Genomic DNA, 26777 nt, shown 5'->3' with positions numbered 1-26777 from the left:
CTATATGGAGGAGACCGGAGATGAGCCTTAGCGAACTGCGGGTGTTCGGACGGTCAGGCACCCCCATCAGCCCGCTCACCCTTGGCACCATGAACTTTGGCGAAGGACCCGGCGGGCCGCCGGGCGCCCCCACCGGCGCGGATGAGGCCATCCGCATCATCCACGCGGCGCTTGATGCCGGCATCACGGCGGTTGATACCGCGGATGTCTATTCCCAGGGCGAGTCCGAGCAGGTGGTGGGCAGGGCCCTGCGCGGCCGGCGGGATGACGTCTTCCTGGCCACCAAGTTCCACGGCCAGATGAGCCCCAATCCGGCGCACTCGGGGAACTCCCGCCGATGGATCACCCAGGCCGTCGAGGGCAGCCTCCGCCGGCTGCAAACGGACCGCATCGACCTGTACCAGGCGCACCGGCCGGACTACAACACCGACGTCCTGGAAACCATCACCACCCTCAACGACCTCATCCGCCAGGGCAAGATCCTCTACTACGGCACCTCGGTGTTTACGCCGGCGCAGCTCGTCGAAGCGCAGTGGCTGGCCACCACCAACCACCTGATTCCGCCGCTGGGCAACCAGGTTCCCTACTCGATGCTGGTCCGCGGCAACGAACGCGACGTGCTGCCCATCGCCCAGCAGTACGGGCTGGGCGTGCTGGCATACGGACCCTTGGCGGGCGGCTGGCTTTCCGGCAGCTTCGTCCTTGACTCGGGGAAGCCGCCCACCCGGGTGCACACGCTGCCGGGGCGGTACGACATTTCCGGGCCCTCCAGCGAGCGGAAGCTGCTGGCAGCGGATTCCCTGGCCCGGCTGGCGGACAAGCTGGAGACGCCCCTGGTGGACCTGGCCGTCGGCTTCGCCCTGACCCACCCCGCGATCAGCAGCGTGATCATCGGCCCGCGCAGCGAGGAACACCTCCAGGCGTACCTCCGCGCCGCGGATGTCCAGTTGGGCGAGACGGTCCTGGACGCCATCGACGATCTGGTTCCGCCGGGGACCAACTTCGTGGAGCGGGACGCCGGGGCAATTGTCCCGTCCATCGAGTTCGCCGAATTACGACGCCGGTAGCGGGCTCATGGGGACGGCAGCACCGTCCGCGTCCGGCAGCACCGTCACGGCCCGGCGTCGAACGACGCCGGCGGGCGGGGCGGGCCGCCGGGGAAACTATTGACTAAGCGGTAGAAGACTTCTACGGTCGATAGCGAAACCGCCTCCCAGGGAATACAGGGGCTGCCATGCCAATGTCCGATGAGGAGCGACGCCTGCTCAAGGAGCTGGAACTGGGGCTGATCGCGGACGATCCCCATCTGGCCATGGAACTGCTGTCCGGCTATCCAGCGCGCCGTTTCCCCACAGCCCTCCTCCCGGGATTGGCGGTGGCGGTCATCGGCCTGGTGTTGATCCTGGCGGGGGCAGGCCTGCCGGCGCCGGGCGCGGTGGTGCTAGGAATCCTGCTGCTGGGGCTGGGCGCCTGCCTGTTGCTGGGCCCCATCGGGTTGAACAGGAGCGCGCGGCGGCAGCCCACCGCCTGACGGCGCCGCTGGTGAACGCGGACCCGGGATCGCTGCCGGCCCTGGTACGGCCCGGGTGCGCGGCGCCAGGATGTACAGGCTGGCCAGGACCGCGGCGGCGCCAAGCCAGCCGAGCGCCGGAAGCCGTTCACCCACTACAAATACCGCCAGTACGGCGGCAACCACCGTCTCGAGCAGCGAGATGCCGGTGGCCGTGCTCGCCCCCACCCGGGCAAGGCCCCAGCCGAACAGGAGATAGCCGGCGAACATCGGCACCACCGCCATGTAGGCGCCGACGCCGATGGTGGTCCAGGACGCCAGGAGTGGGCCGCCCGTGAGGGCAAGGACCGGCATCAGGAAGAGCCCGCCCAGGCCAAAGACCGTGCCCATCGCCGCCCTGGGTGTGACACCGCCCCCGATCAGGCGGTGGGCTGCCCAGGAATACAGGGCGTACGTGCTGCCGGCCAGCAGTCCCAGGGCCACTCCCGCCGTGGTGGTCCAGGAATCCGGGGCGGCGGACCGGGCCGGGCCATGTCCGGCAAAGGAAAGCAGCGCCGCTCCGCCCACTCCCAGCAGCGCGCCGGCAATCCACCGCCGGCGCAGCGGGTGGCTGTCCGCTGCCCGCTCGATGAGGGCCGCCGCAATGGGGGCCGAGCCGATGGAGACCACCGTTCCCACGGCCACGCCGGAGAGGTGCATTGAGCTGTAGAAGGCCAAAGGATAGACAGCCACCGCCAACGCGCCCAACAACACCAGTCGCCACCGCCGGAACAGGCCGGCTGGCTGGCTGGCAATGTGCCGTGCGGCGTACAGCGCCTGCAGCAACCCTCCGGCCCCCATGGCCACCGCGCCGATGGCCAGGGGACTTACATCCGGTGCGAAGGTGGCGGCCGTCCCGGTGGTCCCCCAGAGGACGGACGCCGCCACCACGGACAACGCTCCCCAGGGCAACGCAGGGCGGCGTGGAGTGGAGTTCACAGCGCGTCCAACAGTTGCGCGGCGATGGCCCGGGCTTGCCGCAGCGGCGCGTCGCCGCCCTCCAGGCCTGCCCTGGCCATGGCACCTTCGAGGAGGAAGGCCAAGTGGGCGGCAACGGCGGGCGCTTGCCCCTCCCTCCCGGGCAACAGCGCCGTGACGTGCCGGGCCAGGAGTTCCTCTACTTCCTCCTTGTGGAGCCGCACTGCAGTCCGCCCGGGGTCCCCTGCGGGCAGTTCAGCCGCCGCGTTCAGCAGCCCGCAGCCGCGGAATCCGTGCTGGTAGGCGGCATTTGCGTGGTCCAGGTAGGCGTCGTAGACCGCCAGTGCCTGCTCCGCCGGGGTCCCGGCCTTTTCCAGCCGCGTCCGGTAAAGGCCCAGCCACTCCTCATGCCGTGCTTCCAGGTAGGCGGCCACGAGGTCCGCTTTGGACGCGAAGTTGTTGTAGAGGCTCTTTTTGGCCACGCCCGCCTCCGCAGTGATCGTGTCGATCCCGGTGGCCGCAACGCCGCGGTCGTAGAAGAGGCGGGCGGCGGCGTCGAGCAGCAGTTCCCGGGCGGGACGCCGGCTGGTCGCCGAGGCGTGTGACACAGGCATGGGGCTCCTTGCGGTGGCAGTAGGTAGACCAGTCTACCTACTGCCACCGCCACGCGGAATACCCGTTTGTGGATCAGGCGGTGCGAACCGCCCGTGCGGACAGGCCTTGGAGCTCCGTGGCCAGCCGTTCCACCAGGAGTTCCGGGGGTTCGGTGATATCGGCCAGCACGTGGGCCTCATCCTGGTCCAGTTCCTCCAAGGCTGCGAACTGGGATTCCAGCAGGGTCCGCGGCATGAACTCATGGGCGCGGGCTTCCATCCGCGCGCCAATGGTGTCTGTGCTTCCGGTCAGGTGGATGAACACAACATCCGGCGCTGCGCTGCGCAGCCGGTCCCGGTAGCGGCGCTTCAACGCTGAGCAGGCGACGATCGGCGGGACTGTCGTGACGCCGTCGGCCTTTCCTGCGAGCAACTCCCCCAGCGTGCCAAGCCAGGGCTCCCTGTCAGCGTCCGTGAGCGGTATGCCGGCGCCCATTTTCTGCTTGTTGGCGGCCGGATGGAAATCGTCGCCATCGAAGAACGGCATGTCCAGGCGCAGTCCCAGCAGGGAGCCCATGGTGGATTTCCCCGAGCCGGACACGCCCATCACCACCAGGGGCGGCAACGGGGCGCTCACCGCCCCTCCCCTTTCCCGTCGAAGCTGAGGAGGACTTTGCCGGAGCTGGTGGAGTCTTTGGCCATTTCGAAGGCGTGCAGGGCGTCCTCGACCGGGTATTGGTGGGTGATGACGGGGTCGATGTGCAGTGACCTGTCGGCAAGCGCCGCGATGACCTGGTCGATTTCGTCGTTGAAGCGGAAGGAGCCTTTGAGGTCCAGTTCGCGGGTGATGGCCAGCGAGATGGGTAGCGGCTGCATGCCGGTGGGCAGCAGCCCCACCATGACCACGGTCCCGCCGCGGACCGCGCCGCGGATGGCGGAGGCCAGGCCGTGGTGGTTGCCGGAGGATTCGATCACGACATCGGCCTCCACGGCGGCGATCGCTTCGGTGTCTGCGGCGTTGATGACCTGGTCCGCGCCGACAGCCATGGCGATCTCCAGCGGTTTGGGATGGAGGTCCACAGCGGTGATGTGCGCGGCTCCAGCGCGTTTGAGGACCGCGACGGCGAGGGCACCGATGGGGCCCGAGCCGATCACCAGCGCGGTCTTCCCGGCCACGTCCCCAGCCCGGGAGACCGCGTGCCAGGCCACGGACGCGGGCTCGACCAGGGCGGCCGTGCGCAGGTCGATGCCCTCGGGCAGGGCCCGCAGCATCCGGACGGGCAGGTTCACGTACCGGCTGAAGGCGCCGTCCGTGTGCGGGTAGCGGGCGGCGCTGCCCAGGTACGTGCACCCGGGTGAGAGGTTGGGCCGGTCCGCAGGGTACCGGGCCGCGCCCGGGCCCGGGGTGGCGGGGTGGACGGCGACGGCGGTTCCGGGCTGCGGGCCCTGGCCGTTGGCCGCGGCGCGGACCACCACACCGGAAATCTCATGGCCCAGCACCAGGGGCGCCTTCAGGATGGATTCCCCGGCCGCGCCGTGCAGCCAGTAATGCAGGTCCGACCCACAGATCCCGCCATACAAGACCTCAACGACGGCCTGGTCATCCGCCGGCCGGGCCAGCGGGACCTCATCGACCCGGAGGTCCCCCGCGGCGTGCGCCACCACGGCCGGCCCGGAAACGGGCAACATCTGGGCCCCTGCCTGGACAGGTGTGTTCGCGGGCATCAGACCACCACCGTCATTCCGCCGTCGATAAAAATGGTCTGCCCGTTCACGAAATCCGACCCGTCCGAAGCCAACCACACCACCGGCCCGGCCAGATCCTCCGGCATGCCCCAGCGATGGGCCGGAGTCCGGCCCAGGATCCAGGCATTGAACTGCTCGTCATCCACCAGGTTCTGCGTCATCTCCGTATGGATATACCCCGGCGCGATCCCGTTCACCTGCAGACCGGAAGCGGCCCACTCGGCCGTCATGGCCCGGGTCAGGTTCCGCAGCCCACCCTTGGCCGCAACATACGGGGCAATCGTCGGGCGGGCCAGGTCCGTCTGCACGGAGCAGATATTGATGATCTTGCCCCGGCCCCGCGGAATCATGTGCCGGGCCGCTTCCCGACCCACCAGGAACGCACTGGTCAGGTCCGTGGAAATCACCCGCTCCCAATCCGCCACCTCAAGATCCAGCATCGGCACCCGGTGCTGGATCCCGGCATTGTTCACCAGGATCTCCAACGGACCCACATGCTCTTCGATCCACGCGATACCGCGGGCTGCCGCCTCACCATCGGTAACGTCAAACGCGACACTCGCAATGCGGCCGGCCGGAAAGTCGGCAGCCATCGCCGCTTCGGCTTTCTTAAGCCGCTCCGGGTTGACGCCGTTCAGCACAACCGTGGCACCGGCATCGGCCAAAGCCCGGGCGAGCGAGGAACCAATCCCCCGGCTCGAGCCCGTCACCAACGCAACCCGACCGGTCAGGTCGAACAGGGAGCTCATGCGAACGGTCCCTGCTGCACCAGGTTGACCGGGGTTTCGCCGGCTGCGAGGGCCTCAAGCTGCCGTTTCAGGAGTTTGAGGATCCGCGGCTCGAACGCTGACGCGTTGCCGCCAACATGCGGAGTGATGAGGGCGTTCTCCGACGACCAGAGCGGGTGGCCGGCGGGCAGCGGTTCGGGATCGACGACGTCGATGGCGCAGTGCAGGCGGCCGGACACCACTTCAGCCGTCAGGGCGTCGGTGTCGATCACGGCGCCGCGGCCCACGTTGACCACCAAGGCTCCGTCCGGCAGGGCGGCCAGGACCTTGGCTCCCACCAGGTGGTGGCTCGCCTCGGTGAGGGGAAGGACGGAGACCAGGATGTCGTGGCTGGCGGCGAGCCCTACGAGTTCATCCGGACCGTGGACCTGACCATCCGCATCGGTACGGGCGGCGCTTCCCACCCGGGTCAGTGTGACTTCAAAGGGCTCCAGACGGCGGGCCAACTCCTTCCCGATTCCGCCGATGCCCAGCAGCAGGACCTTCCGGTCGGCCAGCGACTGGCGGCGTTGCGGGTTCCAGCGTTCGGCCTGCTGGTCTCGGACAGCCTGGTCAATGCCGCGCAGTTTGGCGAGGATGAGGCCAACGGCCAGCTCCGCGGTGGCAGCTGCATGGACGCCCGAGGCGTTTGCCACCCCGGCGGCCGGACCTGCTGCCTCGCGGACGCCGTCGAACCCTGTTGACTGTGTTTGCACGAACTTCAGGTCCGGGACGCTGCCAAGGGAACCCAGCACGGCGCCGGCGTCGATGTAGGGGAGGATGACGCCGTCGATCCCGCCCAGGTGGGCGCCCGGTGCTTCCGTCATGTCCCACACCACCCCGCGGAGGCTGCCCGGAAGTGGCGACAGCTGGGCCAGGAGCTCGGAATCGGGAAAACTGACGGTTTGCACGTGCTGCATCGTTGAAGGCCTATCGGTTGGTGGGAAGGTGCTGCGGGCGGATCGTTATGCGTCGCGGCGGTCGAAGGTCAGTCCGCCGGGGACCTGGAAGGTGGGCATGAGCTCGAGCATGCCCACATTCACATGCCGCGGGGTTTCGATGGCGTAATCAAGGGCATTGACGATGTCGTCCGTGGTGAGCGATTCGTAGCCCTCGTAGTAGGTCTGCCAGGCTTCTTCCATGGCCTCGGGGCTGCCGCCCAGGTTGCGGCCGAAGATTTCGGTCTCCACGCGGCCGGGGCAGATTTCGGTGACGCGGATGCGCTTGCCGACCGTGTCGTTGCGCAACTGCCGGGAGATCTGGTGCACGGCGGCCTTGGTGGCGTGGTACGCGGTGTGGCCGTAGAAGTTGTAGAGCCCGGCGATTGAACTGATGTTGACCACGTGGCCCAGGTCCCGCTCCACCATGCCGGGCAGTACCAGCCGGGTGAGCTGCAGCAGGCCGCGGAGGTTGACGTCGATGAGTTCGTCGATGTCCTGCTCGGAGGAGTCCAGGATGTTGCCGGTCCGGGAGACCCCGGCGCAGTTCACCAGGACGTCCACCTTGAGGTCGCGGACGACGCCGGCCAGGGCGGCGGTGTCGGTCAGGTCCACCACATGCGGGACTGCTCCCGTGCGGTCGGCCAGTTCGGCGAGGCGTTCCTCGTTGCGGGCCACCGCGTGCACGGTCAGTCCGCGCTTGGCAAGACGTTCGGCGATGGCCGCTCCCATGCCGGTGGACGCTCCGGTGACGAGGGCTGTGGTGTAGTCGGAAAAAGGCACAGGGACTCCAATAAGTGGTAAGTGGCGGGCTCTTAGGTCCGGCAACGGGCTTGGCGTAGTGGTTGGCAGGGGGTTAGGGATCGCGCGGCAGTTTGTGGGTGCGGTCCCGGGCGTCTGGACGGGCATTCATGATGTTCAGGCTCCTGACGCCGGGCTGAGTTCGTGCCAGCGCTGGCCGGCGCCGACGCCGAGGAGTCCGAAGACCGTGTTCACGGTGTTCCGGAGCCTGTCCAGGTCCAGGCAGGCTGCGCGGTGCATGGCTGTTGCTTCAGCCACGGTTGTCTTTCTGAAGGTGACGGTGTGTCCAGGCCTGGATTGCGCCAGGACATCCAGGGAGCGGCTCGTGACGACCCCCAGGACCGGATAGCCCGCCGTAACGCCGCGTCCCCGGTGCAGGACCAGCAGTTCGTCCCGGGACGGAACCTCGATGGCCCCCACCGGGACACCGCGGGAGAGGACCTCGGAGGTGAGCTGGCGTTCGGGCAGTGCGCCGCCGAGCCGGAGCCCGATGTGGTTGCTTCGGGGGCTCACGGTGTACTGCGTGGTGAAAAGCAGGCCTGCGGTGTCGCCGAATTCGGCTACGTCCGGCCCGTCGGTGACGTCGATGACCGGGTGGGTGGTGAATTCCGGCTTTGCCAGCCCCAACCGGAACAGGGGCAGGCCGAAGTGTGGCTGGGTGATCGGTGCGGTGGTCTTTTGCGTTGCAAGCCGGGTGCCCTCTACAAGTTTCAGTCCGAAGCCCACCACCGTGTCCGGTGCGCAACTGCCCAGCAGGGTGGGGACGGTGAAGGAACCGCGGACGGCGATGTAGGCCCGGAGACCGGTGCGGATTCCGCGGACCGTCACTGTTTCGCCGGCCCGGACGGAGACGGGCTCCCACTGGGGGCAGCCGCGGCCGCCCACAGAGAGGTCCAGCGGCGCGCCGGTCACGGCGATCAGCAGGTCCGTGGTGGCGCGCATCCTGAAGTCCAGGGCGGTGAGTTCCAGCAGCGGATCGTTGTCCCCGTTGCCGGCCAGGATGTTCGCGGCCTTGGCCGAAAACTGGTCCAGGGCGCCGTTGACGGGAAGTCCGAATGCAGGACCCTTCGTCCGGCCAAGGTCGGTGACGACGGAGTGTCCAGGTTGGAGGACGATAAGTGACCCGGTCATGGCCGGGCCTCCAGGAACTGCCCCTCGTACTTTCCGAAGTCCTCCGGGGGAATGCGGTAGAAGCGCAGTTCATCGCCGGGGACGTAGGGCACCAGGGGTTCGCGTGCTGCGTCCAGGACCGTCAGGGGGGTCTGGCCGATGACGCACCAGCCGCCTGGTGCGACGGCGGGCGCGATCACGGCTTGGCGTCCGGCCACGGATACTGCACCGGCGGGTACGGACAGCCGCGGGTCCTTGAGCCTGGGGACGGGGACCGGGAAGTCTGGTCCGTCCATCATGGGCGAGCCTGCCGGCGCTCCGAGGCAGCGGATGACGTAGGTCTTGGCCGTGTGCCGGGCGATCACGTCCTGGACATCCAGGCCCTGGTGTTCTGCCACGCTTTCCAGGTCCGGCCCGTAGCTGCCGCCGTACACGACGGGTACCTCGAAGCGGCGCGGCTCGCGCAGGGTGGTGCCCACAAAGTCCAGCTGGCGCATCCCCAGGAGGATGAACGCCCTGACCTGTCGGGCGGAGGTGAGGTAGGGGTCGAATTCGACCAGGACGGAGTCGTAGGTGGGAACGGCGCCGTGGATGCCGTCGACGCCGACGGTCGCCAGCCAGCCGGCCAGGGAGTGGACGGTGGCCCAGTTGGCTTCTGCGTCACCGGACTGTGCCACCACGCGCAGGGCGGCGTCGCCCGACTCGTAGATCTCCAGCATTGTCCGGCTGGTTGTCGTTGGGGCGGCCATGGTCAGGAAACCTTTTGCTTTGCGGCGAGCACTTGTGCCAACGGGGCAATGGTGACGCCCGCGGCGACCAGTTCGCTGCGAACCAGGCGGGCAAGTTCGACGGCGCCCGGATTGTCGCCGTGGAGCAGCACCGTGTCGGCATGGACGGCGATGTCGCTGCCGGAGACTGTTTCGATGAGTCCTTCGGTCACCATCCGCACAGTGCGCCGGACAATGACGGAGGGGTCGTGGATCACGGCGCCGGGCCGGCTGCGCGGCACCAGAGTCCCGTCATCCTGGTAGGCGCGGTCCGCGATGCCAACGATGGCCACCCGCAGGCCGCGCTCCGCCGCCGCAGTGGCGAGTTCACCGTCCTGCGCCAGGATGATCAGTTTCGGGTCCACCCGGGCGGCGGCATCGGCTACGGCTCGGGCGTAGTCCGCGCGGGTGGCCACCAGGTTGCCCAGGCGGCCGTGGGGAGCCAGGTGGGAGACGGTCCCCCCGTGGTAGGCGGCAAACGCCGACAGGGCACCCACCTGGTAGATGACGTCGTTGCGGACTTCGTCAGCCGTGAGGTCCATGGCCCGGCGGCCGAAGCCGCGAAGATCCGGGAAGCTCGGATGGGCGCCGATGCCGACTCCCGTCCTGACACATTCAGCCACGGTGGCGTCCATGATGTCAGGGTCCCCTGCATGGAAGCCGCAGGCGATGTTGGCGCTGGACACGATGTCCAGGAGGGCGTTGTCGTCGCCGATCGAGTAGGCGCCAAAACCTTCACCAAGATCCGCTACGAGATCAACTGTGGGCATTGCGGGCCTTCCTCTGCTGGTGCTGCGGGTGTAAATCAGTGTGGCATCGGGATTGGAGCCACACAAAGACGAATGCGGTATCACGCTATAGGGAACAGTTATGACCTTTGGAGGCCGCTATTGGCGACCTAAAAACGCAAGCGGTCCTTATTTCGTGACGACAAGAATGGGCCTTTCCAACAAACTATTTCCCTGCTTATGCACAAAACTTATGCCGGCATCAAAACCGGCGATGGCTTGGGTCGGGATAGAATGCTCTGGTCATTGGAAAGTCATCTGCAATTAACCTATGCCCGAGACTCGGATCACACAAAGACGTATTGCCTGTCCCGCCATAGCGCCAACGTATGACCCCGCAGGCTGTGCCGTCCCCGGCTGGAAAAGAGGAGCGCTATGGACACCCGAAAGCTGGCGTACTTCGTGAAGATCGTCGACTCAGGAAGCATCACGAAGGCGGCCGCCGCCCTCCACGTCGCCCAGCCGGCGCTGAGCCAGCAGGTGTCGGCCCTGGAAACGGAACTGAAGCAGCGGCTCCTGATCAGGAGCAAGCAGGGCGTGGAGCCCACGGCGGCGGGCCATACCCTCTACCGGCACGCCCAGACCATCCTGCGCCAAGTGGAGCAGGCGAGGATCGATGTGGCAGCTTCAGGGGCAGCACCTTCCGGGCGCGTCTCCATAGCCATCGCCCCCTACAGCATGGCCTCAAGCCTTACCCCTCGGATTATCCGCGAAGTAGGGCGGCGCTACCCCGACATCGTGCTGCACCTGACCGAGATATATGGCGGCGTACTCAGCGAGGCCATCAAGAACGGGCGGCTGGACATGGCCCTCATCTATGAACCGGGGCCCATCCGGGGTGTGCAATTCACTACCCTCATCGTCGAGGACCTGTACCTGGTGGTCAACGCCGCGCGGGAGCTTCCGGTGGATCCCGGGGCCGGCACGATCGCCCTGGAAGCGGCGGCCACACTGGGCCTGTTCCTGCCCGAACGGATCCACACCCTCCGCCAGGTGGTGGAGTCGGGCTTCGACAGCAAGGGCCTCACGCTGCATCTGGTGGGGGAAGTGGAATCGGTGCCGTCCCTGACCAGGCTGCTGCGCAGCGACCTGGGCGCCACCATCCTGCCCAAGTCGGCCGCGGATGCCCTGTTCCATGAGGAGGACTTCCGGGTCCTCCGGATCACCGGACCTTCACTGCAGTGCAAGATCGCGCTGTGCACTCCGGACCACGAACCGCTCTCCGAGGCCGGTTCCGCCGTCCTGCTGGTACTGAAGGAAATGCTCCAGGAAATGCTGCGCAGCAAATACCAGCCGCTTTCCAGCGGAACACCCTCCGCTGGCGCGGATGCATCATAAGCGGCCCTTATCAGGTCACGCTCCATTAGTCTTATCCATAGATTTTGCTGCGTCCTAGGATAAAAGCCATAAAGGTTCGCCAACGGCGTTTACCCGGCACAAATGATTCCCTTGGAGCCCAGCATGAAAAAGATCACCAGCCTGCAATACCGGAAATCCTCGGAACGAAGGATCCAGCTTAAGGCCAGCACCGGGTCGCATTGCCCCACCAATGGTTTCTGGCGGGCCGAGGACGGCGCTGCCTCGGATCCGGTGTTTGTCTTCGAGGGCAGCATGATGCCGCCGGGCAAGCGCGGATCCACCATGTGGTACCTGGACGACTCCCAGGTGGGGCCGCCTGCGTACCTTCTTCCCGGGATGAACTGAGGTGGCTTGAACCACCGCACCGCCGGCGGCCAACAGAAGGCCCGGAGTTCCAAAAGGAACTCCGGGCCTCTGTGGTTTAAACCCCATCGGCGTGAAGCTACAGCGCGGGCTCCAATTCGGCGTCTTCCACCAGCAGCCCCTTGGACTTCAGGACCTCGGTCAGCTTGCACAACTCGATGGTGGTGCCACCCTCCTTGTAGCGGCGGATGAGGTCGTCCTCAGCGTCCACGCGTGCCTGCGACAGCTTGATGACTTCCTCGATCTCATCCTTGCGGACCACCACCACACCGTCGGCATCACCCAGCAGGACATCGCCCGGATAGACAATTTCGTCGCCGAACACCAAGGGATGGTTGATCGGGCCAATGGTTTCCTTGACGGTCCCCTTGATGCAGACACTGCCGGAGAACACCGGCAATCCGAGTTCAATCAGGTCCTTGGTGTCGCGGACACCTGAATCCGTGACCATACCCGCCAGGCCTTTCGCCTTCATGGCGTTGCCCAGCACGTCGCCGAATGTCCCGGCTTCCTCGTACTCACCGGCTGCCACAAGGACAACGTCGCCCTTCCGGGCGTAGTGGATGGCCACCTGAAGCATCAGGTTGTCCCGCGGTGCACAGACCACGGTGACGGCGGGGCCGCAGAAGGACATGCTGCGGTCAATCGGCTTGATCTTCGAACTCAGGGCACCTTTGCGGCCCTGTGCTTCATGCACTGTGGCAGAGGAGAACTTGGAAAGTCGCTGAACGGCGTCTTCGGAAGGGCGGTCGAATTTCGTTTTGACATGGATCATGAGGTGCTCCTGTTTTGTAGAAAGCGTGGGCAGGGTAGTGGTTGGGTCAGGCAAGCGCCCTGACGGCCTTTTCGATGGCAGCGATGGCATCCTCGATCACCGGCAGCCCGGTGGCATAGGAAATCCGGAAGTAGGGGCTTAGTCCGTACGCCGATCCCTGGATGACGGCAACTGACGCCGCTTCCAGCAGGTACAGCGTGAAGTCCTCGTCGTTGCTGATCTGCCTGCCATCGGGCGTCGTCTTGCCGATGACCCCGGCGCAGTTGACGTACGCGTAAAAGGCGCCTTCCGGCGTCGCGCACTGCAGGCCATTGACCGCGTTAAGCCCGGAGACTGCCGCATCACGCCGTTCGCGGTACACCTCCACGCTTTCGCGGACGAAAGCATGGTCTCCGGTGAGTGCCGCGGCGGCAGCCGCCTGGCTGATCGAGGACGGGCAGGAGGACATTTGGGACTGAAGCTTGTTGATGGCAGCCACCAGGGGCGCCGGACCGCCGGCGTAACCCAGCCGCCATCCGGTCATCGCGTAGGCCTTGGACACCCCGTTGGTGACCAGCACGCGGTCCTTAAGCTCAGGGGCAACGGCCACGAGACCCGTAATGGGCTCTTCGCCGAAGTGGATCTCGTCGTAGATCTCGTCAGTGAGGACATAAACGCCAGGGTGGTCCTTGAGGACGGCGGCCAGGCCTGCCAGTTCTTCGCGGGAGTACACCGCTCCTGTGGGGTTGGAGGGCGTGTTGAGAATGACCCACTTGGTGCGCTCCGTCAGTGCGCCTGCCAGTGCCTCAGGGGTTAGTTTGAAACCGGTGTCCTCACCACAGGAAACGATGACGGGGGTGCCTTCGTTGGCGAGCACCATGTCCGGGTAGGAGACCCAGTACGGTGCGGGAATGACAACCTCGTCGCCCGGGTCGAGGGTGGCCATGAACGCGGTGAAGATGACCTGCTTGCCACCTCCCCCGATGGTGATTTCGACGGCGGTGTAGTGCTGCCCGGTTTTGCGGTGCAGTGTCTGCAGGATGGCCTTTTGCAGTTCGGGCGTCCCGGTGACCGAGGTGTACTTGGTTTCACCACGGTCGATGGCTGCGACGGCAGCGTCCTTGATGTGCTGGGGCGTGTCGAAATCCGGCTCGCCGACCGTCAGGTCCAGGATCCGGCGGCCCTCGGCCTTGAGCTCCCGGACACGGGCCGCCGCGGCAACGCTGGGTGAGGATTTGATACGGGTTACGCGTGATGCGGGCACGAATTCAGGCATGGTGTCTTCCAGGCTTCCGGTACGGATGGGGGTGGTTCATTCGAGCCTAGGGAAGGAGCCGCCCCCTTGGATAAGACCTAAAGTGCGTGGACAGATAAGCAGCCCTTATGACGGAGCACCTAGAACTTTCGCCTATTACTCCACGCACTTTCGGTATTGCCCTGCCGGCTTGCCCGGGGCGTAACCTGCAGGGTGGATCACGGGCCCACTGAAGGCACACCGCCGGCCCCCGCGACGCCTCCAAGGCCGACGGGCCGAACCGCAGGAGGGGTACGCCTGCCGGCGGGGAGCCGCGCGGGCATGGAACACCAACGGAGACAAGGAGCAGAGGTGCCCGGCAGAAAAACTCACGATCGGATACCCCCGCGTTCAGCCAGCGCCGGAAAGGCCTCGGCCGGCGTGGCAGCGTACCGGTACCGCGGCGTCCCGAAGCCGGACCCCGCCACCGCCCGAGCCCAACAAGCCCTGGCCATGCTGGCCCAGCTGCGGACGACCCTGGCACTTCGGTCCAGCAGGGTACGCGCCCTCACCATCGAGTTGGGTGATTGCCTTGCCCAGGCCGTGTGCGATGGCGTGAAAGTTGCCGCGGTCGCGAAGGCCGCCGGACAGCCCGCAGCCTGTATCCGGTCTGCCGCGCTGGCACGCGGCGAGCTGCACCCGTCCGGCCAATCCCGGAGCGGCCATCTTCACCTCATTGCGGGATTGGCTTCGGAGCTGGCGGCAGCCGAAGGCGCCCGGAGTGACGCGGAAGAACAACGAACGCAGGTACTGGCCCGGGCCAGGAAATCCCGGCTCCTTGACGACTACCAACTTGCCGGGGCAAGCGGGCTTAAGTCCGACGAAATCCGCAAAATGACCAGGGGCGTCGGCTTGCGTGTGGCCCAGCCGCAATAATCGTCCCGGCTGATCCCATGCCGGCGGCCCTCCGCTCTCCCATCCCCGTTCCACGGCGAGCTTCCTGTCGTCCAACGTCTACAGGTTCGTCGACTCCAAGCCATAACAAATCGCTATGTAGGTACATAAAAGCCGACTTTGTGTGACCCATACCGCAAACGTTAACTTGATGTTTGAGGCCGGTCCGCAAAGCCGTAAACACGATTTGCGAGAGAGCTCACAGCAGGACCCACAGGACATTCCATTCAAGATCTCTTTCCGAGAGCCCAGGTTTAGCGGCAACCGGTGTTCACCCATCACCCACGGAGACGAAATGACAGAAACCACACTTCCCAGGAAAACCCCGGTCAAGGCCGCAATCGCGGCCTGGATCGGTACGACGTTGGAGTACTACGACTTCGCGGTGTACGGCACCTCGTCGGCGTTGGTTCTGAACGTGCTCTTCTTTTCACCTGAGCTTCCCCAGGGCCTCAGCGTGCTGCTCGCCATGATCACCTTCGCGGTCGGCTACGCGGTGCGCCCCCTCGGCTCCCTCATCCTGGGGCCGCTGGGCGATCGTCGCGGCCGCAAGTTCGTCATGATGATCACGCTGTTCGGCATCGGCGGCTGCACCTTCCTGATCGGGTGCCTCCCCACATACGCCCAGATCGGTCCTCTTGCTCCAGTCTTGCTCGTGCTGATCCGCGTCATCCAGGGACTGTGCCTTTCCGGTGAGCAGCCCAGTGCCATCACCATGAGCCTGGAGCATGCTTCCGAAGGCCGGCGCGGGTTCCTGGCGAGCTTCACCACCTTGGGTTCCTCCTCCGGCACGCTGCTTACCCTGCTGGTCTTCATCCCGATCGCCGCCATGCCCTCGGAGCAGTTGCTGAGCTGGGGTTGGCGGCTGCCGTTCTGGGCCTCCGCCCTCGTCGTCGTCGCTGCCTACCTGATCCGCCGCCACATCGAGGAGCCGCCGGAGTTCGTAAAGGCCCAGGCCGGCAAGGTGAACGTTGCTCCCCTCCGGCACCTTCTGCGCTTCCACTGGCGTGCGGTGCTGCGGATCGTGTTCTGTGCCCTCATCGCGGGTACGAGCTACATGATGCAGACCTTCTCGGTGGCATTCGGTACCGCCGGATACAAGCTGGATAAGCCGACCATGCTCCTGACGACTACCGTCTCGGCCGTGATCGCGCTCGGCATCACGCCCCTCGCAGGATTCCTTGTGGACAAGATCGGCCGCAAGACGATGTTCCTCATCGCAACGGGCGGCGTGGGCGTCACGATGGTCCCCTACCTGTGGTCAATCACGACCGGGAACTGGTCGCTGATCTTCCTGTTCGGCATCATCAACTACTCCCTCTTCTACTCAATGGTGAACGCGTCCTGGCCGTCATTCTTCGCGGAGATGTTCCCCGGCCGCCTGCGCGTCTCCGGACTCGCCCTTGGCACCCAGGTCGGCTTCGCCATCTCGGGCGTCATCGGCCCCGTTCTCTCGACAGCACTCGCTGGCCCCGACCTGAAGGATTGGGTCGGACCGTCCATGGTGGCGCTCGGGTTCATGGTCCTGGCCGGAGCCTCAGCCCTGACCGCCAAGGAGACCAAGAAGTACACCCTCAAGGAGCTCGACGAGGTGCAGCAGAGCGAACGGGAAACGTCCGTCCTCACGGCCGCGGCCATGTCCCCAAGTTCAGCTGCCCGCGGCCTCGCCGGTTAGACCGAAAAGCAGGATGCCGGGATATCTCCCTTGAGATGATCACGGGCTCGCTGAACGTCCCACAACGTTGATTCCGTTGTGAACAGTGAAGACCTCTTAGTGACGGCACCAACAGCCAACCACTAAGAGGTCTTCCTGTTGCCAGGGCCACCGCACCACCAACACACGCGTACCCTGGTTCCAGTCCGGAAGACCCTGGCCCGCCGCCACAATAAGTGCTGGGATAGTGCCTTCAACTGCTGGCGATGTGGAGGCGATGGCGATGGCACGGTTGGACGGGCGGATTGCGGTAGTGACCGGGGCAGCCGGCGGCATTGGACGGGCGGTTGCTGCCGGCCTTGCCCGCGAAGGGGCCGCCGTCGTGGTGGTGGCCCGCAGCCAGGCCCGCGCCCTGGCGGCCATGGCGGATATCCGGACCCGCGTCCCGGCCGCGGAGCTGGAGCCCCTGGCCTGTGACCTGTCGCTGCAATCGTCCATCCGTGAGGCCATGGCCGAACTCCTTTCCCGTCACGGCCGGGTGGACGTCCTGGTGAACACCGCCGGCGTATTCCGGAAGGAACGCCAGGAAACCGCGGAAGGGCTGGAGCTCACCTTTGCCACGAACGTGATGTCCTATTTCCTGGTGACCGGGCTCCTCCTGGATGCCCTCAAGAAGGGTGCCACGGCCGCCCTGCCGTCACGCATCATCAATATCGCCTCCAAATACGGCAACGTCAGGCTCCCTTTCGATGACCTGCAGACCGCCACGGGCAAATACAGCTTCCTCCGTTCCACGCCACCCACCATGCTGGCCCGGATCCTGCTGACGCAGGAGTTCGCCGAACGGCTGCGCGGCACGGGCGTGGTGGCCAATGCGGTGCACCCGGGACTGGTGCGGAATACGGGGCTGCTGCAGGACGTGGGCGGTCCGTTGCGCCGGCTGACCAACACGCTGGGCAAGACGGCGGAACGGGCCGCGGACACGCCGCTGTGGCTGGCAACCTCGCCCGAGGCTGCAGCCGTGACCGGCAGGCTGTGGGCGAAGCGGAAACAACTTCCCACCCCGGGCATGGGCTCGGACCCGGAAGCCAGGCGGCAGTTGTGGGAGGCGTGCGTGCGCCTGGCCGGTACGGATTTCGCGTGAGCGGCTGCCGCCCGGCAACGGACGGGCCGGAGTACCGGGCAGGGAATTTGTTGACGCGCCCCTGCGTTGTCGATCTGTCCAGAACAATCTGGACAATTGCAGCTCGACAGGAGAAAACACCACATGTCAGTTGACTACGACGCTCCGCGGGTTACTCCCGAGGAAGAGCCGAACGTCGCTTTGGAGGAGCTGAAGTCCGATAAGTCCGGCCGCCGGGAGGCCAGTCCCGACATGGACGAGACGGACCTGGCGGACAGCTTCGAGCTGCCCGGCGCGGATCTTTCCAACGAGGAACTCCTTATCCAGGTGGTCCCGGTGCAGGCCGATGAGTTCACCTGCATGTCCTGCTTCCTGGTCCACCACCGCAGCCAGCTGGCCCGGGAGAAGGACGGCAAGAAGTACTGCAAGGAATGTGAGGGATAGCCGGCAGGCAGGCCGGCCAGGTTCGGATTCCAACCATTGGAATCCGGGCTCGTGGACGGAGCGTGTGGAAGCCATGATGTAGGTCACGCTCCGGCAAGGGCCGGCCGACTGGAAAGAAGGAAACCATGTCCCTCAGCGTTGAGGAAATGAACAAGCAACTCCCGGTGGCCAACGCGCTGCCCGGCGAGGCAGTCCCGTATTACATGGCGTCCGGTGAGGGCGCACGCTACGAGATCAACGGCCAGCTGGTGACGGTCATCGCCCGCGCCGCCGATACGGGAGGGATCTTCAGCGCAGCCTACGTTTCCGGCGGCATGGGAGCCGAATCCCCCTTTGTCAGCCACAGCATCGAGCATAAGACGCTCTATGTGTTCGATGGAATCCTGCACGTCTGGCTGCCTGGCGAGAGCCGGATCCTCACGCCGGGCGACTCGGTGGTCATCCCCCCGAACACTCCGCACGCCTACCGGATGGCGAGCCACTACAACCGGTTCCTGAACTGGATGACTCCCGGCGGCGGCGAAGCCTACTACGAGCGGATCGGCACCCCCATCGATTCGCACGTCCCGCCGGCCAGGCCCGGGCACAAGGCCAGCCTGCAGGAGCAGGCCGAGGTGGGCGCCGAGTTCGGCATCACGTTCCCGGACGTTGAGCGCGTGGCGCCGTCGTTCAAGCACGACGCCGGCCTGCCGCCCACGCAGAGCCCCTACTTCCTGAGCGCCGGCGAGGGTGAGCGGCTGGCCAGCTACCAGACGATGTTCACCTACCTGTCCCGGCCCGCCAACACCGGCTCCAACTACTTCGCCGTGCACACCAAGGGCGCCAAATCCCCCTACATTCCGCTGCACTTCCACTCGCAGCACACGGAGAACTTCCTCTGCACCGAAGGCCGGATGTGGCTCTACGCCAACGGCCGCGAGATGCTCCTGACCAAGGGCGACTTTGTGCATGCCCCCGCCGGAACCGTCCACTCGTTCGCGCTCGATGCCCACAACACCCAGATGGTGGGTTTCCTGACGCCCTCGGTGTTCAACGGGTTCTTTGAGTACTTCAACAAGCCCACGGAGGACTACATCTACACGGAGGGCGGCGAACCGTACATGGACATGGAAGGCTTCGGCCGCGCCCAGGCCGAGATGGACCTGACCGTGGTGGGTCCCCCGCCGCAGCGCCGCGCAGCCCTGGACATCCCCTAAGCCGCTCCACAGAAGGCCCGGACTTCCGAAAGGAAATCCGGGCCTTCCCTGTGTTACCGGGTGGTTTGCCTGACGAGTTCCCGGCCGTAGTCATTGCCGTTGGGCGTGCGCACTACGGTGTGCATGTGGAACGGGGCAGGCTCCTCGTTGCTGAGGAACACGCCGGTGTGGTGGTCCAGCTCCAGGACCAGCACGGGGCTCTGCAGCCGGAAATAGAACGCCTCCCCGCCTTCCCAGCCGCCGATCCAGCTGAAGTATGTCTCGCCGTAGTGCTCGCGGATTTCGCGGCGGCGGGCTGCTCGCGGGCCTTCCGGGAGGTAGGCGGTGAAATCGTCCACCACCGCGTCCAGCAAGGCGCGCGCCCCGGAGGGCATGGCAGCAACCCGGATGCCCTCGTACGGGATCACCCGGTTGTCCTGGAAACAGCCGCCCAGGTGCCGTTCGTCCCCGGGGTGGAGGCGGCCTTCCGGCATGGCCGGGTCCACCATGGACCCGTACACAACGGCGCCGGAGCGCAGCTCCGCGGGCAGGGCGCGCATCAGTTCCCGGGCCAGGGCGATGCGCTCCTTGAAGACCTTCACGCCCCGGTGCGGGCCGGCGTCGATCACGTCCGGCTCGGCGCCCATGAACACCGGCGAGATGACCAGCTGGGTGCCTGCGACCAGGCAGTTCAGCGCCGCATGGTGGCCAAAGAGCTGCCACCCCCACGGTTCGGTTTCTGACGGCCCACCGTAGAGGGCGAAGTTGTAGCTGAACTCGTTCATCAGCAGCGGCAGCTCCACCAGGTCACCCAGGAAGCCGTTGATGCGCATCAGGTTCCGCACCAGTTCGAACCCTTCGGCGCTCAGGCTGGCTTCCACCACGCCAAGCACGGCGTCGCGCACCGCGGGTTCCAGTTCATCGAGCCGGAGGCCGGTGTCGTGCTGCATGAACTCCGGGTTGGCCCAGCTCTGCCATTCGGGGGCGTCCACGGCGTGGCTGAGCTTCCGGGCCCGGTCAGCGTCCAAGGTGCCCAGGAGCTTGCGGGCTGCCGCCACCATCTGCGCGGTGGGCGCTTCTTCGCCGGGCCGCGCCGGTGCGAGCGGGTACAGGCCTTCCCGCCGGACGCCGTCGCTGGTGATCCCGGTGAAGGGCTGCGGGTAGAGCTGCTGCCACCCTTCGATCATGGGCCCGGCGAACGAATCGGTCTTGGCGGCTTTCGCGTACGCGCGGGCGTCCAGTCCGCGGATCCCAGCGACGCGCGGGTGGTCCGGGGAGAACAGGTAGTCACGGAAGGACGGCGTCTGCACGGATGCTCCTGGTGGTCTCGAGGGAAGTGGGCGACCAGCCGGCCGCCACGGACAAGGCGGCGCCTGCGGCCGCGGCGGAATTGCCCCGCCACGCCACGTGCTGGTCCGGGCGGACCAGCAGGGTGCCGGCACCCCATACCTGCGAAAGGTGCGTGCCGTCGTCGGCTGGTCCGACGACGGCGATGGTCACCGGGCAGCCGGTGCGGGCAGCCGCCGCCAGCACCGGCTGGAAGGCTTCCGCCGCCGGCCCCCCGGCCAGCGCGCCGGCGTCGGCCAGGAGCGTGAAGCCGGTTCCCAGATGGCTGTACAGGGAGGTGCCGTCCGCCAGCCAGGCGTGCGGCAGCAGGGCGCCGGGGGTGGCTGAGGGAAGGTAGTGGATGGGGTCCTCGGCGGGGGCGGGCAGGGCGTCCGGCACCACCAGGGTTGAGTCCGCGTACGAATAGCCGAGCACCAGGCCCAGGGAGTCGAACTCGCTCTGCTTCACGGCGAGCGCCGCGTTGGCGGCCCGCCGGGCCGCGTCGCCCCGTGCTCCTGGCGCCGCGAGGTGGGTGTCCGCGAAGTGGTAGGCCAGGGCCTTGCCGTTTTCGGCGGCGTCCCGGATGGTGCGGGCAGCCACCGGGCGGCGCTCCTCCCCATAACTGGGCAGGAGTCCGGGGCCGGCCCATCCGTTGATGGTAGCGGCGAGCTTCCAGGCCAGGTTGGCGGCGTCGCCAATGCAGGTGTTGAAGCCGTGGCCGCCCCACGGCGGGTTCAGGTGTGCGGCATCGCCCACCAGGAAGATGCTGCCGTGGCTGTACTGCGGAGCCAGCAGCATCCGTGCGGTCCACGGGTCGGTGGCCACCACGTCAATGTCCACCTCCGCACCCACGAGGGAGCGGACCATCCCGGCGGCGTCTTCCGTGGTGACGTTGACGCCGGGATCCACTCCCTGGACGATCGCCCACCAGGTGCCTTCCAGGTCCATGGGCCCCACCATGCCGGAGGTTTCGGACCCCACCACCCAGTACTGGACGGCCGGGTCCAGTGCGATTGCCGATGCCAGTGACTGCGAGCGGAACAGGATGCTGACGTTGGACAAGGCCGCGGAGCCGCCCTCCAGCCGCAGCCCCAGGCTGCGGCGGACGGTGGAGGACCCGCCGTCGGCTCCGATCAGGTACTGTGCCCACAGCGTGCGGAAGGTTCCTACGGCATCGGTGACGACGACGGCGTGCGGCCCGGTGGCATCGCCGCCCGCAGGGCTGGCATCGGTGACGGTCCACCCGGTGACGAAGGTGACCAGGGGGTTGTCCGTTGCGGCCTTGCGGAGGACTTCCTCGAGGACCGGCTGCGGCACCTGCTGGCCGCACTCGGGTTGCGGGCCGTACCGGCCGGGGACCAGTTGGAAGGCGTTGCGGAACCGGCGCAGTTCGTGGGCGGCGGGGCCGGTGAGCCCGGTGCAGAAGATCACGTCCTGCCCGTAGTCCACCGGCAGCGGCGCCGCGACCCGGAGCGCGTCCGCGAGCCCCAGCCGGCGCAGGTGGGTCATGGTGCGGGCGTTGGTGGTCTTGGCCCGCGGCCGGGTGTGGTCCACGGCGGTCCGGGGTTCGATGACGGTGCTGGCGATGCCGCGGGAGGCGAGGTCCAATGCCAGGAAAAGCCCGCTTGGGCCTCCGCCGGCGATGAGGACCTGCGCCTCCGCCGGAAGGCCTGCAGCGTGATGGGATGCGGTCATCAGGCACGGCTCCGCAGGGAAAGGTCCCCCACCGGCGTGGTCAGTGTGCCGAGCTTCTCGATCTCCACTTCCACGGTGTCGCCGGGCTGGAGGAGCCACTGCGGGGTGCGGGCGTAGCCAACGCCCTCTGGGGTGCCGGTGGCGATGACGTCGCCGGGGTGCAGCGTGAACGTCTGGCTGATGAGGGCAATGATGGCGGGGACGGAGAAGATCATGTCCCGGGTGTTGCCGTTCTGGGCCTCGATGCCGTTGACGCGGGTGCGGACCTGCAGGCCTTCGCGGAGGTCCCCCACCTCATCGCGGCTGACCAGGGGACCCAGCGGCCCGCTGAAATCGCCGTTCTTGCCCAGGGTCCACTGCGAGGTGAGCTTCTGGGCCCTGCGCGAGGTTATGTCGTTGAACGTGGAGTAGCCAAAGACGGCGTCGCCGGCGGCGGATTCGTCCACTGACTCGACCCGGCGGCCGATGTATGCCGCCACTTCGCCTTCCCAGTCCAGGCCGTCTTCACCGGCGGGGACGGGGACCGGGACGTTGCCCACCGACAGGGACGCCGTCCAGCGGGCGAACAGGGTGGGGTACGGGGGTAGTTCCTGGTCCTTGAAGCTGCCTTCGGCAACGTGTGCCTTGTAGTTCAGCCCGACGCAGATAATCCGGGCCGAGGCGGGGACCAGCGGCACCTCGGTGACGCTGCGGCGCTCCAGCCAGGCGCCGGCGTCGGACGTTTCACTGCCTGCCGCGCCGGCAACCAGGCCCGCGGCCTTGTCCTGCCAGCCCTCGGCGTCGGCCCAGAATCCGGGGACGGGTACGAGCGGGAGGACGCGGGAACCGGCGAGGGCGGCTGCCCAGGGTTCGCCGTGGTGGGTGATGCCGATGAACTGCATTGGGGGGCCTTTCAGGTCCGGTTCCCGGAGTGCGCGTGCGCACCGGGCAAGGGTTGGGGAATCAGTGCAGGTCCGCCTGGCGGCGGAAGAACTCGATGGTGGCGGCGGTGGCCTGTTGCGCGGCCGTGGTGCTGCGGTCCGGGAGCTGCCACATGTGGTCCGCGTCCTCCAGCAGGAGGAGGTCGACGACGTTTCCGGCGGCTTCCAGTGCGGCGGCGAAGGCGGTGGACTGTTCCACGGGGACGAAGCGGTCGGCCGTGCCATGGATCAGCAGGAACGGCGGCGCGTCCGGGTGTACGTAGGTGGCGGGACTGGCGGCGCGTGCTTTGGCGGGGGCGTCCGCCGGCTGGGCGCCGATCAGGAGGGATTCGCGGGAGCCGGGGTCGTCCGCGCGTGCGACGGCGTCAGGCCGCGCCTGGGACCCCATGGTCGCAAGGTCAGTGGGCGGGTACCAGGCCACGACGCCGGCCACCTGGCTGTCCCCGTCAGCGTCGGGGCTACGGGCCGGGTCCACAAATTCCGCGCCTCCTGACGTCAGGCCGAGGAGGCTGGCCAGGTGGCCGCCGGCGGAGTCACCCCAGGCGTAGATCCGGTCCGGGTCCACCCCGTACCCGGCAGCGTTGGCCCGGAGCCAGCGGACGGCTGCTTTGGCGTCCAGCAGCTGCGCCGGGAAGGTGGCGGCGTCCGTCAGGCGGTAGTCGGCCGAGGCCACCACGAAGCCGGCGGCCGCGACCTGCTCAATGGGGCTGAGGCGGAAACCGTCCACGCCAGGGCCCAGGGAGGACCGCTCCCCCGTCCGCCAGCCGCCGCCGTGGAAATGGACGACGGCGGGCAGGCCGGCCTGGCGGCTGCCCCCGCCTCCCTGGGGCGCCGCCTCCGGAAGGTAAAGGTCCAGCAGCAGCGGGTCCGCGTTCTGTGGCCGGCCGAACTCGATCCCCCGGAGGATCCGCAGTGCCGTCATCGTTGACTCCATGTGTGCCGCGCCGTTTCTGTCCTGATGCCTCTGTCCCGGCGTTGCCGGGCGCCGGACCAAGGTGGTCCGCGTTCATGGACTCAACTGTGGGGCATGGGCGGGTCCGGATGCGCGGGCGGTTTCACTGAATGAAACTGGTTCGCTGAGGACCTAACGGTGACTGGCAGGAGCCCGGGGTGGACCCGGACGATTCGGTCAGCGTGTTTTCTGCGCCGGTGCCTGGTCCTTCAACGGACGCCTGGCCAGCCACGCCGCAACGATGGCGCCGGAGATGTTGTGCCACAAGGAGAAAACGGCGGACGGGAGTGCTGCGAGCGGGGTGAAGTGCGCGATGGCCAGCGTCGATGCAAGGCCGGAGTTCTGCATCCCCACTTCGAACGCCAGGGCACGGCGGGCCTTGTCGTCCAGGCGGCCCAGCTTGCCGGCCAGGTAGCCCAGGCCCAGGCCGAAACCGTTGTGGAGCACCACGGCAAGGAACACGATGGCACCGGCGTCGAGGATCTTGTTGGCGCTGCCGGCCATCACGATGGCCACGATCAGGGAGATCACCACGGCGGAGGCCCAAGGCAGCGCCGGCAGCACCTTCGCGACGAGCTTCTTGAGGAACAGCCGGGCCAGCAGTCCGGCGACCACGGGCAGGAGCACCGTCTTGACGATGTCCAGCACCATGCCGGCGGCGTCGATCTGCAGGTACGAGCCGGCCAGGAACAGGACCAGCAACGGCGTGACGATCGGGGCGATCAGGGTTGAAACGGAGGCGACGGCGACAGAGAGGGCAACGTCACCCTTGGCCAGGAACGCCATCACATTGGAAGCGGTTCCGGAGGGTGCGCAGCCCACCAGGATGACGCCGACGGCGAGTTCGGGGTTGAGGTTGAGGGCTCCGGCGATGAGCCAGCCGGCACCGGGCATGATGACATAGTGCGCCACGATTCCCAGCGCCACCGCCCACGGCCGCTTGGCCACCGCCGCGAAATCCGGCGGGGTCAGGGTCAGGCCCATGCAGAACATGATGATGCCCAGCAGGTAGGGCACGCCCTGTCCCATGGGCTTGAAGACTCCGGGGAGCAGGAAACCGGCGATGCCTGCGGCCACCACCAGGAGCGGGAATACCGTCACCGCGATGCGGGCGATCCGGCTTTCCGCTTCCAGCGCAGGGTTGGCGGGTGCCCCGTCCGGGGAATTCTGGGGTTTAGTTGCCTCAAGCATCCAATCATGGTGACACCGGCCGGCCGGGCTCCGCCAATTGATGACCGGGAAGGGTAACAACGGCGGGGCCGCACCGCGCCAGGACGTCCACGTCAGAGCTGTTTGCGGAGCTCCATCTTGCGGATCTTTCCGCTGGCTGTGCGGGGCATCTCGGCCACCACCACCAGGGACTTGGGGATCTTGTACCGGGCCAGCCGGCCGTCGAGGAAGCTCCGCAGCCCGTCCGCCGTCAGGGATTCGCCCTCGCGCAGGGTCACGATCGCCTGCGGCACCTCGCCCCATTTGTCATCCGGAACGCCGATAACGGCCACGCTCCCCACGGCGCTGTGCTCGGCGATGACAGCCTCCACCTCGGCCGGGTAGATGTTCTCCCCGCCGGAGATGATCATGTCCTTGAGCCGGTCGGAGACAAACAGGAAGCCTTCCCCGTCCCGGTAGCCCATGTCGCCGGAACGGAACCAGACCGAATCGGCGTAGCTTCCGGCCGTCGCCTCAGGCCGGTTCCAGTACTCCTTGATCACGTTGGGCCCGGAGATCTGGATCTCCCCCACCTCCCCGGGAGCCACGGCGCCGCCCATGGGATCGGCGATCCGGACGTCCGTGAAGAAGTGCGGCAGGCCCGCCGAACCGGCCTTCTCCCGTGACCGCGCCACGGGAAGCATGGTGACTCCCGGCGCTGTTTCGGTCATGCCGTAGCAGCTGGTGAACCCGATACCGCGGTCCTCGTACGCATCCAGGACCCGGCGGGGAATGGCGGAGCCGCCGCACGTGAGCTTGTCCAGGGAGCTGAGGTCCGCCCCCTCCCAGCCCGGGTGTTCGCAGAGCAGCTGGAACGTGGTGGGCACCCCGTTGAGGGTGGTCACCTTGTGCTGCTCGACCAGTTCCAGGACCCTGGCGGGATCGAACTTGGCCTCCAGCACCACGGTGGCGCCCTTCAGGAGCATCGGCAGCAGGCCCATGTCCAGCGATGCCACATGGAAAAGCGGTGAGATCATCAGTGCCACATCGTTGCGGTTCAGGTCCATGTCCACGATGGTGTTGATGCAGTTCCACGTGATGTTCCCGTGGGTCAGGAGCGCACCCTTGGGTTTCCCGGTGGTCCCCGAGGTGTAGAGGATCATTGCCCCCTTCATCGAGCCCCACCGGCACGTCGGGGTGGTCCGGCGCCCCCGCCTGCAGCGCCTCTTCGTAGTGTTCCACCGTGACGGAGTGTTCGACGCCGGCCCGTGGCTGGGCGCCGGAAGGTTCCGTCCCGCCGTCGGCCGCCATCACCAGGCGGTGGGTGACCCCTGTCCCCTCCACCGCGGCGGAAGCGGACGGTTCCAGGGCGGCCGCGTTGACCAGGAGCCGGGCCCCGGAATCCTCAAGCTGGAACTGAAGTTCAGGCGGAGCAAGCCGGGTGTTGAGCGGGACGAAGATGGCGCCCAGCAGGCCGCAGGCGAAGAAGGTCTCCACGAAGGACGGGTGGTTCTCCCCCAGGTACGCCACCCGGTCCCCCTTGGCCACTCCGCGGCCCCGGAGTGCGTTGGCCAGGCGGTCGGCCCGCTCGGCCAGTTCCTCATAGCCAAGGGTGCTGGTTCCGGAAATGAGGGCTGCCTTGGAACCTGATTTGTGCCGGCGGCGCTGCAGCCAGGATCCAACTCCGTTGTTGTCCAT

26 protein-coding genes and 1 pseudogene are annotated in these 26777 nt (G+C 67.0%); 9 read left to right on the top strand and 18 right to left on the bottom strand.

From position 1 onward, the window contains the following. Nucleotides 1–20 precede the first annotated feature (20 nt). Complete coding sequence (locus QRM95_RS05980; RefSeq protein WP_285246883.1) at nucleotides 21–1067, top strand: aldo/keto reductase; 1047 nt, start codon at nucleotides 21–23, stop codon at nucleotides 1065–1067. Between the two features lie 167 nt (nucleotides 1068–1234). Continuing rightward, on the top strand, nucleotides 1235–1531 hold the full coding sequence (locus QRM95_RS05975; protein ID WP_081624215.1) for a DUF3040 domain-containing protein: 297 nt from the start codon (nucleotides 1235–1237) through the stop codon (nucleotides 1529–1531). Here the strand turns inward: QRM95_RS05975 and QRM95_RS05970 are convergent. The 10 genes from QRM95_RS05970 to QRM95_RS05925 form a co-directional block, all read right to left on the bottom strand. Then, nucleotides 1442–2488 (bottom strand): DMT family transporter, encoded by a 1047-nt coding sequence (locus tag QRM95_RS05970; RefSeq protein ID WP_285246882.1) that lies wholly within the window; start codon nucleotides 2486–2488, stop codon nucleotides 1442–1444. The two genes, QRM95_RS05975 and QRM95_RS05970, sit on opposite strands and share 90 nt — an antisense overlap. After that, entirely contained in the window at nucleotides 2485–3081 is a 597-nt protein-coding gene (locus QRM95_RS05965; RefSeq protein WP_285246881.1) for a TetR/AcrR family transcriptional regulator, read from the bottom strand. Before QRM95_RS05965 ends, QRM95_RS05970 begins: the two co-directional genes overlap by 4 nt. A gap of 73 nt (nucleotides 3082–3154) precedes the next feature. Beyond that, a complete protein-coding gene (locus QRM95_RS05960; protein WP_285246880.1) occupies nucleotides 3155–3697 on the bottom strand; it encodes a gluconokinase in 543 nt (180 codons plus the stop codon). After that, nucleotides 3694–4785 (bottom strand): L-idonate 5-dehydrogenase, encoded by a 1092-nt coding sequence (locus QRM95_RS05955; protein WP_285246879.1) that lies wholly within the window; start codon nucleotides 4783–4785, stop codon nucleotides 3694–3696. The genes QRM95_RS05960 and QRM95_RS05955 overlap by 4 nt, the downstream gene beginning before the upstream one ends. After that, nucleotides 4785–5555, bottom strand: coding sequence for an SDR family oxidoreductase (locus QRM95_RS05950; protein WP_285246878.1), 771 nt, complete (start codon nucleotides 5553–5555; stop codon nucleotides 4785–4787). The genes QRM95_RS05955 and QRM95_RS05950 overlap by 1 nt, the downstream gene beginning before the upstream one ends. Continuing rightward, on the bottom strand, nucleotides 5552–6493 hold the full coding sequence (locus QRM95_RS05945) for a 2-hydroxyacid dehydrogenase (protein ID WP_285246877.1): 942 nt from the start codon (nucleotides 6491–6493) through the stop codon (nucleotides 5552–5554). Before QRM95_RS05945 ends, QRM95_RS05950 begins: the two co-directional genes overlap by 4 nt. Nucleotides 6494–6538: 45 nt before the next feature. Continuing rightward, entirely contained in the window at nucleotides 6539–7294 is a 756-nt protein-coding gene (locus QRM95_RS05940) for an SDR family oxidoreductase (RefSeq protein ID WP_018763292.1), read from the bottom strand. A gap of 135 nt (nucleotides 7295–7429) precedes the next feature. Further along, entirely contained in the window at nucleotides 7430–8443 is a 1014-nt protein-coding gene (locus tag QRM95_RS05935; RefSeq protein ID WP_285246876.1) for a 5-oxoprolinase subunit C family protein, read from the bottom strand. Then, nucleotides 8440–9171: a 5-oxoprolinase subunit B family protein gene (locus QRM95_RS05930; protein WP_285246875.1), complete on the bottom strand. Its 732-nt coding sequence runs from the start codon at nucleotides 9169–9171 to the stop codon at nucleotides 8440–8442. The genes QRM95_RS05935 and QRM95_RS05930 overlap by 4 nt, the downstream gene beginning before the upstream one ends. 2 nt (nucleotides 9172–9173) lie before the next feature. After that, a complete protein-coding gene (locus QRM95_RS05925; RefSeq protein ID WP_285246874.1) occupies nucleotides 9174–9959 on the bottom strand; it encodes a LamB/YcsF family protein in 786 nt (261 codons plus the stop codon). 393 nt (nucleotides 9960–10352) lie between these two features. On the opposite strand from QRM95_RS05925, the gene nac reads away from it, so the two are divergent. Beyond that, the gene (gene nac, locus QRM95_RS05920; protein ID WP_285246873.1) at nucleotides 10353–11315 is read left to right on the top strand and encodes a nitrogen assimilation transcriptional regulator NAC; all 963 of its coding nucleotides are present in this window, start codon (nucleotides 10353–10355) and stop codon (nucleotides 11313–11315) included. 123 nt (nucleotides 11316–11438) lie between these two features. Continuing rightward, the gene (locus QRM95_RS05915; protein ID WP_056388231.1) at nucleotides 11439–11681 is read left to right on the top strand and encodes a hypothetical protein; all 243 of its coding nucleotides are present in this window, start codon (nucleotides 11439–11441) and stop codon (nucleotides 11679–11681) included. Nucleotides 11682–11778: 97 nt separating this feature from the next. Here QRM95_RS05915 and QRM95_RS05910 read toward each other — a convergent pair whose 3' ends face one another. Next, nucleotides 11779–12474 carry a 4-carboxy-4-hydroxy-2-oxoadipate aldolase/oxaloacetate decarboxylase gene (locus tag QRM95_RS05910; RefSeq protein WP_285246872.1) on the bottom strand — a complete coding sequence of 232 codons (696 nt, stop codon included), beginning with the start codon at nucleotides 12472–12474 and terminating at the stop codon, nucleotides 11779–11781. Between the two features lie 46 nt (nucleotides 12475–12520). Next, the gene (locus tag QRM95_RS05905) at nucleotides 12521–13729 is read right to left on the bottom strand and encodes an aspartate transaminase (RefSeq protein WP_285246871.1); all 1209 of its coding nucleotides are present in this window, start codon (nucleotides 13727–13729) and stop codon (nucleotides 12521–12523) included. Between the two features lie 399 nt (nucleotides 13730–14128). Here QRM95_RS05905 and QRM95_RS05900 point away from each other — a divergent pair, with 399 nt between their 5' ends. The 5 genes from QRM95_RS05900 (at nucleotide 14129) to QRM95_RS05880 (ending at nucleotide 19058) form a co-directional block, all read left to right on the top strand. Beyond that, on the top strand, nucleotides 14129–14623 hold the full coding sequence (locus QRM95_RS05900; protein WP_285246870.1) for a hypothetical protein: 495 nt from the start codon (nucleotides 14129–14131) through the stop codon (nucleotides 14621–14623). 313 nt (nucleotides 14624–14936) lie between these two features. Next, nucleotides 14937–16316 (top strand): MFS transporter, encoded by a 1380-nt coding sequence (locus QRM95_RS05895; protein WP_285246869.1) that lies wholly within the window; start codon nucleotides 14937–14939, stop codon nucleotides 16314–16316. Nucleotides 16317–16578: 262 nt separating this feature from the next. Continuing rightward, nucleotides 16579–17439, top strand: a complete 861-nt coding sequence (locus tag QRM95_RS05890; RefSeq protein WP_285246868.1) for an SDR family NAD(P)-dependent oxidoreductase — start codon at nucleotides 16579–16581, stop codon at nucleotides 17437–17439. A gap of 123 nt (nucleotides 17440–17562) precedes the next feature. Further along, nucleotides 17563–17862: a DUF4193 domain-containing protein gene (locus QRM95_RS05885; RefSeq protein ID WP_018763281.1), complete on the top strand. Its 300-nt coding sequence runs from the start codon at nucleotides 17563–17565 to the stop codon at nucleotides 17860–17862. Nucleotides 17863–17987: 125 nt separating this feature from the next. Next, complete coding sequence (locus QRM95_RS05880) at nucleotides 17988–19058, top strand: quercetin 2,3-dioxygenase (RefSeq protein WP_285246867.1); 1071 nt, start codon at nucleotides 17988–17990, stop codon at nucleotides 19056–19058. 53 nt (nucleotides 19059–19111) lie between these two features. On the opposite strand, the gene QRM95_RS05875 is transcribed toward QRM95_RS05880, so the two are convergent. From QRM95_RS05875 to QRM95_RS05850, 6 genes and pseudogenes are all read right to left on the bottom strand, one after another. Continuing rightward, complete coding sequence (locus QRM95_RS05875; RefSeq protein WP_285246866.1) at nucleotides 19112–20347, bottom strand: DUF3500 domain-containing protein; 1236 nt, start codon at nucleotides 20345–20347, stop codon at nucleotides 19112–19114. Continuing rightward, the gene (locus QRM95_RS05870; protein WP_285246865.1) at nucleotides 20325–22058 is read right to left on the bottom strand and encodes an FAD-dependent monooxygenase; all 1734 of its coding nucleotides are present in this window, start codon (nucleotides 22056–22058) and stop codon (nucleotides 20325–20327) included. The genes QRM95_RS05875 and QRM95_RS05870 overlap by 23 nt, the downstream gene beginning before the upstream one ends. Then, nucleotides 22058–22939: a fumarylacetoacetate hydrolase family protein gene (locus QRM95_RS05865; protein ID WP_285246864.1), complete on the bottom strand. Its 882-nt coding sequence runs from the start codon at nucleotides 22937–22939 to the stop codon at nucleotides 22058–22060. The genes QRM95_RS05870 and QRM95_RS05865 overlap by 1 nt, the downstream gene beginning before the upstream one ends. Before the next feature lie 61 nt (nucleotides 22940–23000). Further along, on the bottom strand, nucleotides 23001–23972 hold the full coding sequence (locus tag QRM95_RS05860) for an alpha/beta hydrolase fold domain-containing protein (protein ID WP_350223878.1): 972 nt from the start codon (nucleotides 23970–23972) through the stop codon (nucleotides 23001–23003). A 135-nt stretch (nucleotides 23973–24107) separates the two neighbouring features. Continuing rightward, a complete protein-coding gene (locus tag QRM95_RS05855) occupies nucleotides 24108–25121 on the bottom strand; it encodes a bile acid:sodium symporter family protein (RefSeq protein ID WP_285246862.1) in 1014 nt (337 codons plus the stop codon). Between the two features lie 92 nt (nucleotides 25122–25213). Continuing rightward, nucleotides 25214–26777: pseudogene (locus QRM95_RS05850) on the bottom strand (acyl-CoA synthetase).

Origin of the sequence: Pseudarthrobacter sp. efr-133-R2A-89, from assembly GCF_030209315.1 — a bacterium.
GTDB lineage: Bacteria > Actinomycetota > Actinomycetes > Actinomycetales > Micrococcaceae > Arthrobacter.
The sequence above is the reverse complement of the archived record's forward strand: the minus strand, read 5'-3'. Positions and strand labels throughout refer to the sequence as shown.

Excerpts from the sequence above, each read along its gene's own strand:
- QRM95_RS05955 (WP_285246879.1), bottom strand. The coding sequence starts at position 4,785 with ATGCCCGCGAACACACCTGTCCAGGCAGGGGCCCAGATGTTGCCCGTT.
- QRM95_RS05865 (WP_285246864.1), bottom strand. The coding sequence starts at position 22,939 with ATGCAGTTCATCGGCATCACCCACCACGGCGAACCCTGGGCAGCCGCC.
- QRM95_RS05855 (WP_285246862.1), bottom strand. The coding sequence starts at position 25,121 with ATGCTTGAGGCAACTAAACCCCAGAATTCCCCGGACGGGGCACCCGCC.
- QRM95_RS05965 (WP_285246881.1), bottom strand. The coding sequence starts at position 3,081 with ATGCCTGTGTCACACGCCTCGGCGACCAGCCGGCGTCCCGCCCGGGAA.
- QRM95_RS05975 (WP_081624215.1), top strand. The coding sequence starts at position 1,235 with ATGCCAATGTCCGATGAGGAGCGACGCCTGCTCAAGGAGCTGGAACTG.
- QRM95_RS05945 (WP_285246877.1), bottom strand. The coding sequence starts at position 6,493 with ATGCAGCACGTGCAAACCGTCAGTTTTCCCGATTCCGAGCTCCTGGCC.
- QRM95_RS05910 (WP_285246872.1), bottom strand. The coding sequence starts at position 12,474 with ATGATCCATGTCAAAACGAAATTCGACCGCCCTTCCGAAGACGCCGTT.
- QRM95_RS05905 (WP_285246871.1), bottom strand. The coding sequence starts at position 13,729 with ATGCCTGAATTCGTGCCCGCATCACGCGTAACCCGTATCAAATCCTCA.
- QRM95_RS05880 (WP_285246867.1), top strand. The coding sequence starts at position 17,988 with ATGTCCCTCAGCGTTGAGGAAATGAACAAGCAACTCCCGGTGGCCAAC.
- QRM95_RS05980 (WP_285246883.1), top strand. The coding sequence starts at position 21 with ATGAGCCTTAGCGAACTGCGGGTGTTCGGACGGTCAGGCACCCCCATC.
- QRM95_RS05930 (WP_285246875.1), bottom strand. The coding sequence starts at position 9,171 with ATGGCCGCCCCAACGACAACCAGCCGGACAATGCTGGAGATCTACGAG.
- QRM95_RS05950 (WP_285246878.1), bottom strand. The coding sequence starts at position 5,555 with ATGAGCTCCCTGTTCGACCTGACCGGTCGGGTTGCGTTGGTGACGGGC.
- QRM95_RS05925 (WP_285246874.1), bottom strand. The coding sequence starts at position 9,959 with ATGCCCACAGTTGATCTCGTAGCGGATCTTGGTGAAGGTTTTGGCGCC.
- QRM95_RS05870 (WP_285246865.1), bottom strand. The coding sequence starts at position 22,058 with ATGACCGCATCCCATCACGCTGCAGGCCTTCCGGCGGAGGCGCAGGTC.
- nac (WP_285246873.1), top strand. The coding sequence starts at position 10,353 with ATGGACACCCGAAAGCTGGCGTACTTCGTGAAGATCGTCGACTCAGGA.
- QRM95_RS05935 (WP_285246876.1), bottom strand. The coding sequence starts at position 8,443 with ATGACCGGGTCACTTATCGTCCTCCAACCTGGACACTCCGTCGTCACC.
- QRM95_RS05915 (WP_056388231.1), top strand. The coding sequence starts at position 11,439 with ATGAAAAAGATCACCAGCCTGCAATACCGGAAATCCTCGGAACGAAGG.
- QRM95_RS05885 (WP_018763281.1), top strand. The coding sequence starts at position 17,563 with ATGTCAGTTGACTACGACGCTCCGCGGGTTACTCCCGAGGAAGAGCCG.
- QRM95_RS05895 (WP_285246869.1), top strand. The coding sequence starts at position 14,937 with ATGACAGAAACCACACTTCCCAGGAAAACCCCGGTCAAGGCCGCAATC.
- QRM95_RS05890 (WP_285246868.1), top strand. The coding sequence starts at position 16,579 with ATGGCACGGTTGGACGGGCGGATTGCGGTAGTGACCGGGGCAGCCGGC.